The organism is Paenibacillus sp. Y859 (assembly GCF_056786405.1).
In genome coordinates, this window is the sequence record NZ_JBXCIZ010000003.1 from 417,945 (window position 1) to 428,137 (window position 10,193).

General features: G+C 41.3%; 10 protein-coding genes. 9 read left to right on the top strand and 1 reads right to left on the bottom strand.

The genetic code is table 11. The features are described from left to right. The first annotated feature begins 14 nt into the window (after window positions 1-14). The 4 genes from AC1TO8_RS11015 (at window position 15) to obgE (ending at window position 2,905) form a co-directional block, all read left to right on the top strand. Window positions 15-347, top strand: a complete 333-nt coding sequence (locus AC1TO8_RS11015; protein ID WP_482055641.1) for a ribosomal-processing cysteine protease Prp — start codon at window positions 15-17, stop codon at window positions 345-347. 17 nt (window positions 348-364) lie between these two features. Continuing rightward, window positions 365-676, top strand: a complete 312-nt coding sequence (gene rpmA, locus AC1TO8_RS11020) for a 50S ribosomal protein L27 (protein ID WP_482055642.1) — start codon at window positions 365-367, stop codon at window positions 674-676. A 164-nt stretch (window positions 677-840) separates the two neighbouring features. Continuing rightward, complete coding sequence (locus AC1TO8_RS11025) at window positions 841-1,581, top strand: Spo0B domain-containing protein (RefSeq protein ID WP_482055643.1); 741 nt, start codon at window positions 841-843, stop codon at window positions 1,579-1,581. A 13-nt stretch (window positions 1,582-1,594) separates the two neighbouring features. After that, the gene (obgE, locus tag AC1TO8_RS11030) at window positions 1,595-2,905 is read left to right on the top strand and encodes a GTPase ObgE (protein WP_482055644.1); all 1,311 of its coding nucleotides are present in this window, start codon (window positions 1,595-1,597) and stop codon (window positions 2,903-2,905) included. Between the two features lie 80 nt (window positions 2,906-2,985). Here the strand turns inward: obgE and AC1TO8_RS11035 are convergent, their stop codons facing one another. Then, window positions 2,986-4,149: a polysaccharide deacetylase family protein gene (locus AC1TO8_RS11035; RefSeq protein WP_482055645.1), complete on the bottom strand. Its 1,164-nt coding sequence runs from the start codon at window positions 4,147-4,149 to the stop codon at window positions 2,986-2,988. Window positions 4,150-4,420: 271 nt separating this feature from the next. On the opposite strand from AC1TO8_RS11035, the gene AC1TO8_RS11040 reads away from it, so the two are divergent. The 5 genes from AC1TO8_RS11040 to AC1TO8_RS11060 all read left to right on the top strand — a co-directional run bounded on the left by AC1TO8_RS11040 (window position 4,421) and on the right by AC1TO8_RS11060 (window position 9,728). Further along, window positions 4,421-4,858, top strand: coding sequence for an ACT domain-containing protein (locus AC1TO8_RS11040; protein WP_482055646.1), 438 nt, complete (start codon window positions 4,421-4,423; stop codon window positions 4,856-4,858). Window positions 4,859-4,901: 43 nt separating this feature from the next. Beyond that, window positions 4,902-6,188, top strand: a complete 1,287-nt coding sequence (locus AC1TO8_RS11045) for a homoserine dehydrogenase (RefSeq protein WP_482055647.1) — start codon at window positions 4,902-4,904, stop codon at window positions 6,186-6,188. Between the two features lie 205 nt (window positions 6,189-6,393). Next, entirely contained in the window at window positions 6,394-7,359 is a 966-nt protein-coding gene (thrB, locus tag AC1TO8_RS11050; RefSeq protein ID WP_482055648.1) for a homoserine kinase, read from the top strand. Next, a complete protein-coding gene (gene pheA / locus AC1TO8_RS11055; RefSeq protein ID WP_482055649.1) occupies window positions 7,356-8,237 on the top strand; it encodes a prephenate dehydratase in 882 nt (293 codons plus the stop codon). Before thrB ends, pheA begins: the two co-directional genes overlap by 4 nt. A gap of 174 nt (window positions 8,238-8,411) precedes the next feature. Beyond that, on the top strand, window positions 8,412-9,728 hold the full coding sequence (locus AC1TO8_RS11060) for a LysM peptidoglycan-binding domain-containing protein (RefSeq protein ID WP_482055650.1): 1,317 nt from the start codon (window positions 8,412-8,414) through the stop codon (window positions 9,726-9,728). Window positions 9,729-10,193 lie beyond the last annotated feature (465 nt).

A 10,193-nucleotide genomic window follows, 5' to 3' on the forward strand; every position in this document is an offset into this window, starting at 1 on the left:
GAAGGTGCGATAAAGTGATTATCGTGCGTATCTTTCGTAACGATAGCGGGTTGATCCAAAGGTTCAAGATAAAGGGACACGCAGATTATGCGAAAGCTGGAGAAGATATTGTATGTGCTGGAGTATCAGCTGTCACTGTCGGAACAGTTAATTCGATTGAAGCGTTAACAGGTGTTATTTTGGATTGTGAAATGCATGATGGTTTCTTAAGTGGAAAGATTCCTCTTCGTGAGGATATATCTACTGGAAGTCATGTGCAGCTCTTAATGGAATCAATGGTCGTTATGTTGAATAATATTGCTGAATCATACGGTGAGTATATTCAAATAGAAGAAATTACTATTTAAAGAAGGAGGTAGACAACATGTTAAAATTGAATCTTCAATTGTTCGCATCGAAAAAGGGTGTTGGTTCCACAAGAAACGGACGTGATAGCCATTCGAAACGTCTTGGTGTGAAACGTGCTGACGGACAAACGGTTACTGGCGGAAGTATCCTAGTTCGTCAACGTGGAACAAAAATTCATCCAGGTACGAATGTTGGCATCGGAAGTGACGATACTTTGTTTGCTAAAGTGGAAGGCGTTGTGAAATTTGAACGTTGGGGCCGCGATCGCAAGAAAGTGAGCGTCTACCCGGTAAATATCGCTCCTGTAGCGGCAGCAGTGGAAGCTTAATTGCTAAGTAAACAGCTGTGACACAAGGAAGAAGCCTCCGGCCATTAAGTGCCGGGGGTTTTTTTGTAACGATTAGGATAAATAGGTGAGATAAACTTCATATTTGTGCTATACTATGTAGTGGCGAAATTAGTCAATAGGTGATTTAGGAACGAGGAGAAGCTGTGAAAACGTGGAAAAAGTTATGGGCTCTAGCTATCATATCCACATGGATTCCTTTGTTGTTCGTTATTTGGTTTCCATCGATAATATGGTATGTTTTGCTTACGCTTTGGGTGGCAACAGTCTTTTGGATCGTAATCACAATTATTCATAGGCAGAGTGAACGGGAACAGCGATTACTGATTCAAAGCGTTGAACTGACTGCTATCAAAAGCTTGAATCATCATCGACATGACTGGATGAACGATTTACAAATTTTATATGGATACATTCAACTTGGAAAGCATGATAAATCTATTGAATGTGTGGGAAGAATAAAGGAACGGATGGAGCTTGAGGGTAAGATTGCGAAGCTTGGTATTCCATCTTTAGTTTTTTATCTGCAAGCTTTTCGTACCATAGGAAGTAATGTGGAACTTGAGATCAATATTGCAGATGACTTACATCTTAGTAATAGAATGAAAGAAGATGATACTGAGGAATGGGTATCCGCTATTGTAAAAAGTATTCGAGCGTTTCAATACATTGGACGGGTATCCTGGGGGGAGAGTCGTAATCTTACGCTCAGTCTTTATGAAGAAGATAGGGAAATAGTCGCTCTTTTTGAAGGTAATGGTTTGCAAGGAACGCCAGAAGTTTTTGAGCAGCAAATTCATAATGTGGTGCGTAGTAATAGAATAAGGATGGAGAAGTTGGATACTGCTTCATCTTCATTTCAGTTACGCGTACCGTGTGATACATGAGGAAGGTGAAGTTATGTTTATAGATAAAGCAAAGATTTTTGTGAAAGCAGGCGATGGTGGTGACGGTATCGTCGCATTCCGACGTGAGAAGTTTGTGCCAAATGGTGGTCCGGCAGGTGGCGATGGAGGCAGAGGTGCCGACGTCATTTTTCAGGTGGATGAAGGGCTTCGGACTTTGGTGGATTTCCGTTATCAACGTCACTTTAAGGCGGATAAAGGTGTGAAGGGGCGGAATAAGAGTCAACATGGTGCTAATGCAGACCATATGATCGTTCGCATCCCACCGGGTACAATCATATTGGATGATGACACCGGAGAAGTGATTGCAGATTTAACCAGACATGGTCAATTTGTAGTTGTTGCACGTGGAGGACGCGGAGGAAGAGGTAATAATCGCTTCGCTACAATTAAGAATACCGCACCTGAAATTGCCGAGAATGGTGAAGAAGGTCAAGAGCGTTATATTGTATTAGAATTAAAAGTGATGGCGGATGTTGGACTAGTGGGCTTCCCAAGTGTGGGTAAATCTACTTTGTTGTCTGTCGTATCTGCTGCTACTCCTAAAATAGGAGCGTATCACTTCACAACGCTTACTCCCAATTTAGGTGTAGTTGATGTGGGAGATCATCGTAGTTTTGTTATGGCAGATTTACCAGGGCTCATTGAGGGTGCACACGAGGGTGTAGGGCTTGGGCATGAATTCCTACGTCATGTTGAACGAACTCGTGTTATTATTCATGTGGTGGATATGTCTGGATCTGAAGGCAGAGACCCTTATGAAGACTGGGTCAAGATCAATGATGAATTACAACTATATAATCCGGTATTAGTCAATCGTCCGCAGATTGTTGCGGCGAACAAAATGGACATGCCTGACTCAGAAGCGCTATTAGCATCTTTCCGTGAAAAGGTTAAGCTAATCAGACCAGAAATGGAGATTATGCCAATATCATCCTTGACGCGTCAAGGTATACAGGAATTGCTATACCGTGCTACAGACTTACTTGATCAAATTCCGGATGAGCTTGTTATAGAGGAAGTTTCTGAACTGAAGGAAAGAAAAGTGTATAAACTAGATAAGAAGGATGATGATTCATTTACGATCGTTAGAGATAATGATGAATTCGTAGTTCATAGTGAGAAGATTGAACAAATGATGAAGAGAATGCAACTTAATTCGCATGAAGCTGTTCTCAAATTAGGACGCATTCTCAGAAACATGGGTGTGGACGAAGAACTTCGTAAACGCGGAGCTGTAGATGGAACCATCGTTCGACTTGGAGATTTTGAGTTCGAATTTGTTGAAGGCAGTAGTTATTATTAAAATAATAAAAACCGTACGCAGACCTATAAGGTGCTGAATACGGTTTTTTTTTTTGACCTATTGATGGGTACTCTATAAGTCTATAGTGATGTTACGTCATCCCTAGACAGCTTTTTGGGTTGTACTTCGTTCCCACTCGATGCTAAAGAGAGGTTTTGGCGTTCCGCGAGCAATCTCCAGCCTGACCATAACCAGAAAGTAGCAATGATCATAAGGATGATCAATCCTGATAACGTATAGTAACGGGCTTTAGCACCATCATTAAACTGAATGTCTCCAAGTAGCTCGACTGCATGCTTCATGAGGGAAATTTGTAACACTGGATCATTGGTCATTCCCCCGGCATTAACCCTGAAGCCGTTGGCTTGTCCGGGCTTGTTAAGTCCGCTTTTCACAGTTAACGTAATATCGATGCCCAATTGTTTAGCTATGTTCAACGACGATTTAGAGAACTTACCGTAAGGGAAGGCGAGTACGTTATTCTGGATGCCCAAATTCTGATACAGGATGTCATTTGCCATCTTCAAATCATAGGTCACACGTTGCTCATATTCTTGTTTGGTTTCTTGTCGATTCTTATCTGTTAAGTAGATTTGTCCTGCGATCATCGCAGTTAATTCATCATTGCTAGGACCTGTAGGGACATATTTATGCGAATCGTATGTATGGCTATAGAAGTCGATGCCGTTTTCTTGCATTAACTTAGCCTGCTCCCAGGTTACTTTTGGAATACCAACATGCTTCGGATTGTCGATTGAGTTGACAATAATGAAGCTAGTAGCAGGTGCTTGATATTGCTGAAGGAGAGGATAAGCATACTTATAGAGCGATTCATAGCCATCGTCAAAAGTGAGAAGGACTGCATTAACTGGAACAGGGGACGAATGCAGAATGAAATCCCTGTACTGAGTCATTGAAATCCAGTGAAAGTTATTGTCTCTCATTAACGCTAACTGCTGTTCAAAATGAGCAACAGATAACGTCCCGATATCGACCGGATCTGGACTGAGATCATGATACATCAGTACGAGAACTCGATCTTGGTAATAGATTCCTTCAGGATCATTGGCTTCTGGGACTAAACTTTCGTATTGGTTTACGATAGTCGACTGAGTATTATCGGAGAAGAGTTCGGCCAGTATAGGTATTCGTAAATAATAGTTTTGGACTACGAAGTAGCCAAACGCGGACGCGCTGATCCCTAAAATTAAGGACAATAAGATAAATTTTATTTTAAATTTCATGTAATGAACTCCGTTTTTTTAGGATTATCATACCACATCATCCATTTATAATGAATGTATATATATGTCGATTCATGATGAATCCGAAGAGGGTAAAAGTATTGCAAGGAAACACCTGGACTTTGGGAATGGGCATACTCTGCCCTATTTGATGTTTGAAATGGAGTTCTCGACAAAGCCTTAGGGGGATGTCTGTCTATTGACCCTTAACGGGTTTTTATATTATAATGTCCACTATACGCAAACAGCAGTCTTTAAGGAGAGGACGTTCGTGAAAGAACGCTATTACCTAGTTCGTGAGGATATTTTACCAGAAGCTATCATTAAGACGATGCAAGTGAAGCAATTGCTCACTTCTGGGGATGTGAAGACGATCCACGAAGCGGTGGAACAAGTTGGATTAAGCCGTAGTGCATTTTATAAATACAAAGATGGGGTTCATCTTATTAATCATTTGGAACGTGAACGCATTGTGACGATATCCATTGATTTAGTACATCGTGCTGGGATGTTATCGAAGGTGTTAAGTCTAGTGGCTGGCCTTGGTGGTAACGTACTAACGATGCATCAAAGCATACCTTTGCAAGGAGTGGCCAATGTTGTTATCTCCGTGGAAATATCAAGGATCAGTGAAGAACTTAACGAGATGCTGGAAGACATAAAAGGTGTTTCAGGAGTGAAACGCGTTCATATGATTGGGCAAGGTTAGGGGTAAATAAAGGGTGGACGAAGTGGTCTGGGAGGGTATGTTAATGAAATCGATAAAAGTTGGTCTATTAGGATTAGGTACAGTAGGTACAGGTGTCGTTCGAATTGTGGAAGGGAATCAGGAGGATTTAAGCAGTCAGGTAGGATCTCCAATCATTATTGAAAAGATAGCTGTGAAGAGCAGTGATAAACCACGGGAAATCGATATTGATCCATCGAAACTGACAGAGGACCCATGGGATGTTATCCGTGATCCTGAAATTGATGTCATTATAGAAGTTATGGGCGGTGTTGAGCAGACCAAAGCTTACGTATTGGAAGCTTTGGAGCGTGGGAAGCATATTATTACCGCGAATAAAGATTTAATGGCATTGTATGGATCTGAAATTCTTGCTAAGGCGCAAGAGAACCAATGCGATGTGTTCTATGAAGCGAGTGTAGCTGGTGGCATCCCCATTATTCGTACGTTAATTGAAGGATTCTCTTCAGATCGTATTTTGAAAATAATGGGGATTGTAAACGGCACAACAAATTTCATTCTGACTAAGATGAGTAAAGAAGGAGCTTCTTACGATGATGTACTACAAGAAGCACAACAACTTGGTTATGCAGAATCAGATCCAACCTCGGACGTAGAAGGATTGGATGCTGCTCGCAAGATGACTATTTTGGCAACGCTTGGATTTAGAACCAATGTTGAATTACATGATGTGAGTGTCCGTGGTATTTCTCAAGTGACCAAAGAAGATATTGCGTATGCTAAACGTCTAGGTTATGAAATGAAGCTTCTAGGGATCGCGGATTGTGAGGATGAGTCTATCAGTATTAGTGTTCAGCCTACAATGGTACGACGCAGTCATCCGATCGCTGCGGTTAACGGGGTGTATAACGCAGTGTATGTGTATGGCCAAGCGGTTGGGGAGACGATGTTCTATGGAGCTGGGGCTGGAGCGATGCCTACGGCAACTTCAGTGGTGGCAGATTTAGTAGCGGTGATTAAGAATTTGAAGCTTGGGGTAAATGGCTTGAAAGCCATAGTTCCTTATAAGGTAAAGAAGCTAAAGAGTGATGAACAAATTAAGTACAAAAACTTTATTCTTCTACATGTGGATGATAAGGCAGGAGTACTTGCACAGATTACACAGGCTTTTGCCCAATTCGATGTGAGTTTAGAGTCTGTTGTGCAACAGCCGAACGAACATAACCCTTTTGCAGAAATTATTATCGTTACTCATGATGTAAGCAAAGCTAGTATGAATAAGGTATTGCAGCATTTTGAAGGACTTGATGTCATTCGTACCATTAAAAGTGTTTATCGGGTAGAGGGATAATTATATATAAGTGTGAGTTCAAAAAGTCAAATTTTCAGCACCAAGAAGATTGAAAGAAGCAAGGGAGAGAGGAGCGGAGCGTAGGCAGTACCTACGTGAGCACCGGAAGGACCGGCTGAATTCAATCTTCGATGTCGAATACGCTTCTTGCTATACTTCGTGATCAAAAGATGACTTTTTGAACTACCTCTATAAAGGAGCCGTTATGGATAGAATTAAAGGAGTGCGAGTAAAGGTCCCTGCTAGCACGGCGAACCTAGGTCCAGGATTTGATACGTTAGGGATGGCCTTATCGTTATATTCATGGGTAGAGATGAAAGAATCGGAACAAACTCAAATTTATTTGTATGGAGACCAGATGAAGGGGATTCCTAAGGATAAAACCAATTTATTATACCGAGTGGCGCAACTTGTCTTTGATGAGGCTGGGATTTGTATGCCAGAGGTTGAAATTTCTATGTATTCAGACATTCCTTTGACGAGAGGTCTTGGGAGTAGTGCGTCAGCTATTATTGGGGGAATGAGTGCGGCAAATGCTCTAATCGGATCGCCACTATCTAATGATAAAATATTTGACATGGCTACAAGTTTAGAAGGTCATCCTGACAATGTGGGAGCGTCTTTGTTCGGGGGAATTATTACTGCAGTGTGGGACGGAGTTCAGGCTGATTATATAAAGATAGAACCACATGAAGAATTAGAGGTTTTGGTTGTTATTCCGGAATTTCAATTGTCTACCACTGAAGCTCGAAAAGTATTGCCTGATCATATTAGCCGAAAAGATGCGGTGTATAATATTAGTCGATCATCGCTATTGGTGGCTGCGCTCTCTAGTGGAAGGTTTGATCTGATAGGAAAAGCTATGTCGGATCGATTGCATCAGCCATATCGAGCAAGTCTAGTGCCGGGCATGACATCTATATTGGAGGAAGCTCCGAATCATGGAGCGCTTGGGGTTGCCTTGAGTGGCGCGGGTCCGACTCTGTTAGCATTAGTAGATCGTCGAGATATCCGAAAAAAAGAATTGGAATCCTATCTGTTAAATACAATGGGGTCGCATGGCATTCAAGCATCCGCAAGATGGCTTAGACCATCTATTAAGGGTGTTGAGGTCTATGAGATGAACTCTAACTCATTTATGAACATGATTAAAGGGGAAGTTGGAGTATGAAACGAATAGCATTACTACCAGAAGGCTCTGTTTCTCATGAGGCTGTACTTCATTTATTTGGTGATGAACCTGTTGAACTACAGTATTACAAGCTTATTTCGGATGTGTTTCTTGCAACTGTTCAAGGTAAAAGTGACTACAGTGTAATTCCTATTGAGAATACGATAGAAGGATCAGTAAGTCTGCATATGGATTGGCTTGTGAATGAAGTTGATATTCCTATGCAAGCGGAATGGGTCTATCCATCTATACAGAACTTGATAGGAGATCGAGAACAATTTCTTTCTGAGTCAGGCAGTATAGATTATAGCCGAATTACTAAGATTATTTCTCATCCTGTTGCCTCTGCGCAATGTCAGCAGTTTATACGTAACCATGCTCCTCAAGCTGAGATAGAGAATGTAGGGAGCACAACTGAAGCTGTTCATATTGTGAAAAAGAATCCAGGACATGGATGGGCGGCGATTGGTACAGCTCTTGGTGCAGCAACTCATGGTTTAGATGTGATGTCTGAGCGTGTGACAGATCATGACAATAACTTCACCAGATTTGTACTCATTGGCCCTGATCTAGTGAATCTCGAGCGTCAAAACAATGCATTGAAAACAAGTATTATCGTTACGCTTCCAGAGGATTTCCCAGGGGCACTTCATCAAGTTCTTTCGACCTTTGCTTGGAGAAGGCTCAATTTATCTCGAATCGAATCACGTCCTACGAAGAAGAAACTTGGAAATTATTATTTCTATATTGATATTCTTGAAGAGGTTAATACGGTTCTATTGCAAGCGGCTATATTGGAAATCGAGGCGTTAGGGTGTCAAGTACGAGTATTGGGATCCTATCCAACGTATATCTATGATAAGAATGTGAAGAAGTAGTGAGATCCGTTTACCTCGGATTATGGGGTTAAGTCTATAGAAATCCTTTCATGATTGAACATGGAAGGATTTTTTTTGTTATCAATGATGTCATTCGCCCAAACTCTGCATAAGATGATAGTAACGAAGGCGGGCTATTATTCTGCCTAAAAGAAGTTTAGGAGGTTTTACCGCGTGAAAATACACATGGTTAAGAAAGGCGACACCTTATACAACTTATCTGGCAAATATGGAATCTCTTTAGAACAGTTAATTGAAGCAAATCCGCAGCTCTCAGATCCGAACAAACTAAACATAGGTGAGAAGGTCAAAATTCCATCGAAGTCTGTTTCTTCACCTAAACCAGAAGACACGGTTCACAAGCATGTAGTGAAACAGGGAGATAGTCTTTGGAAGATCTCCAAAGCATGGGGAGTTACTTTAAAAGAAATGATCGATGCTAACTCGCATTTGAAAAACCCGAATGCCCTACTCGTTGGTGAAATTGTAAACATACCTAAGGTGGTGATGAAGGAGGGAGTTTATAATGCACCAGTTGAAGAGAAGGTAACGACGGATAAGATGATGCATGGAGGTAAAACGTATACAGGAACAAAGACAGAGAAAACGCCTAATCAGGCCCTCCCACCAGTCATTCCACAACTGCCGCAGCTTCCAGTGAATCCTGCTCCCAATATACCGGCACCGAATCTGAATTTAGAAATCTCAGTTGCACCTAATCCTGTATTTGAAAGTCATGAGGAAAAAGTAGAGATGTCGCAGCAATTGTTTATACAATTTCCTGTCCCTGCACAAGAAGTGGTGGCACATCAACCTATTATAGAGCCGGCTCAAAAGTGCCCAGTTATGGCGGAGAAAACAACCTATCCAGGACTGACGGAGGGTTACTCGTATTCTCAGCCGCAGTATGAACAACAGGGCTATGGCTATGGTTATGGAAATGAGCAATCGTGCTATCCTGAGATGATGCCCATGACTAATCAAATGCCAGATTGCGGTAATCAGAATATTTCACCTTATAATTTTCCGTTTACGGACAATAATTTAGGCTACTCATCAGTTGGAGGGGGCAAGGAGAATGCACCAGTAGCCGTATCTAATGCTACACATGCGATGGAGAATGGACCTGTAATTCACTCGGATATCTACTCTTGCACTCACCCTTTCGAGTGGACTTTCCCGCAGTCCAATATGCAGGGTGGTTATTCGATGAATCCAAACATGTCTTATGGGGGATACAATTCTCCCTCCCAACAACAATCAGAAGTTAAAGCTACACAAGATTGTGGTTGTCATAGTAGAGAGCAAGATGCGGCTCCAACCGAATCTGATGTATTAGTAAGTGATAAGGAATTACAGACTGCGCAGACATCCAGTGTGAGTAAAGGTAGAAAAGGTGCTGGAAATCAGGTTGGGAAATCAGCTCCAAAAAAGGAGAACAAGAAATCAAGTGTACAACATAGACGGCGTAATCCTTGGATAAAAAACTAAAATATTTTAATATCAAGACGAGCGATTAGTTGACGCTCGTCTTGATCTATTGAATGGTAACAGCACCAGTATCATAAGTTCGAGTTCAAAAATTCAGGTTTTTGCACAAAAGCGTATGCTTCGGCAGTCGTCCTTTGTGTGCTGTATTATTACTACTTGCCAAATAGGGGGAGAGTATGTTAAATTATTAATCCAGCCAATTAAAGTTTGGCGGGTTGGAAGCGATGGATTTGATAGTATATAAGATCAGGGAAATTAATCTATAAAAATAAAGCTTGCGTTATCAAATCTCACATGATATGATATAAAAGTTGTCACCGAGACACACTGGTGATGAGGAAGACAAAAATTGATCTTTGAAAACTGAACAACGAGTGAGTGGTTTTCACGAAAGTGAGAACAAAACAAATGAGAAATCATTTGGATTGAGAATGTAATATTCTCGTCAGTTTGTTTCAAAATGAG